Annotated in this window: 1 protein-coding gene; it reads right to left on the minus strand. The window is 45.2% G+C overall.

Going from position 1 to position 1,160, the window contains the following annotated elements:
* Window positions 1–8 precede the first annotated feature (8 nt).
* Entirely contained in the window at window positions 9–1,136 is a 1,128-nt protein-coding gene (locus DUE52_RS31990; RefSeq protein ID WP_133299999.1) for an IS701 family transposase, read from the minus strand.
* Window positions 1,137–1,160 lie beyond the last annotated feature (24 nt).

The raw sequence follows: 1,160 nt of genomic DNA on the forward strand, positions 1-1,160 counted from the left end.
AACTGATGTTACGCAGCCTTAGCCAATAGAGTAGATTGACTTTTGAGACTGTTTAGGTCTCGCATCGCCAATTTCATCGCGTTCATCGTCAGCAGTGATTTTAAAGCAAAATGATTTTTTGAAGTAGCAAGCCGCAAGGCTTCCAACTTAACAAAAGCTAACATGGACAAAAAAAGATGATTGCTTTGTGAGCGCACCGTATGAGCCGGAGAGCGAGAATAACCTGTATTTGATTTGATCGACTTGTGGAATTCTTCCACTTTCCAACGACGAGCGTATTGCGTCTGAATGCTGACCGGATCAGCCGTCAAGTCATTGGTTACCAGATAGAGTATTCCCTGCTCACGATCCCCGTCTTTGAAGACCTGCTTGGTTAACAAGAGTGGAAAGTCCACATCGGTTACCCAAACGGCAAGGCATTGATGCTCCTCGATACCCAACGACTCAATCGGCTGATACCGTCCCTGTTGTTGGTCAGCCTGTGAAAGAGCTACCTTGCGGTTGTTTTTCAAAGGCATAATAAATTGCTGTTCTAAGCCTGCGATATAGGTAAAGTTATCGGCTGAAGAGAACCAGCAATCAGCCAATATATACTTGAAAATAAGATTGTTAGATAGAGATTGACGAATCAGTTGACGAAACCTTTCCTGCTTACTGACCCGGCTGATCCACTTGGTCTTACCCGTCTTGTTATCGGTGATGAGCAGGTCTTTCTCGATCAATGCGTAGGCTACGGGCAAGGAACTGGTCTGACCTGTATAGAGTGCAGTAAGTTGGTTGATGCCTTTGAGGGCGACGCGCTGACAGTGGTCATAATGAAACCGAATGAGTGGATTTTGATCCATATAGGGTTTGTGTTCCACCGTATCATCCAGCGTCAGAACTGCATTCGGGTCAGCAATCTGTTGAACAAACGGTTTGACGACTTGCCAAAGTTGAGCTGAGCCATAGGTGAGTTGATGTAAGCTTCGGGTAATGGCATCGTGGGAAAGCTTACCCTCGACTAAAGCCGATAAACCGGTTGCTGTCGTTTGGCCCTGATTGACTAACAGGTAGTCCGAGTAAAGGTCGAAAATAGGTGAGACGAAGTGCATACCTAATTTTTTGTTAAATTTAATCAGTAAGCTGGCTTTCACGAAAGAGCTTGCGTAACATCAGTT

Source organism: Larkinella punicea (assembly GCF_003334855.1).
Lineage (GTDB): Bacteria > Bacteroidota > Bacteroidia > Cytophagales > Spirosomataceae > Larkinella > Larkinella punicea.